Source organism: Ralstonia sp. VS2407 (genome assembly GCF_052950655.1).
This window is the reverse complement of the sequence record NZ_JBRFVG010000374.1, coordinates 1-434: the sequence shown is the minus strand read 5'-3', so window position 1 is coordinate 434 and position 434 is coordinate 1. Positions and strand designations below refer to the sequence as shown.

The 434-nt window shown below is 57.4% G+C and carries 1 protein-coding gene; it reads left to right on the top strand.

Going from position 1 to position 434, the window contains the following annotated elements:
* Positions 1-434 (top strand): hypothetical protein (locus ACU8YE_RS25540; protein WP_446930402.1); only part of this gene is annotated, 434 nt, incomplete at both ends.

Here is a 434-nt window from a genome sequence, read left to right as displayed (position 1 = left end):
GTCATGATCGCTGATGGGACCCAACGTCTTGCGCTGCGCTACAACGAGATCATTGTTGGAGACGACAGTGGTATGGGTCCGTACACTCGTATCTCTGACACGGAGCTAGGCCTGTACCAAGGCGGAGAGAAGAAGCTCCGTATCCTCAGTGACAGCATCATGGTCGGGCAGTCTGATGCCGGCCGGTCGAACGTGTACATCGACAACGGCTCTGTACAGATCCGCGTCGCCAACGACACGTTCCTCAACGCGTCCATCTCTGGACTCGTCGTAGGTCAGCTAGCAACGAGCGGTGCAACGCCTGTACCGCTACCGAACCTGCTCATTGCAGCTGACAAGCTCCTCTTCCGTACAGGGACGAGTGTCACAGGACCGATCCAGCTCAATGCCGATGGCTCAGGCTTCGTCGGTAACAGCAACGTGTCGTGGAACAC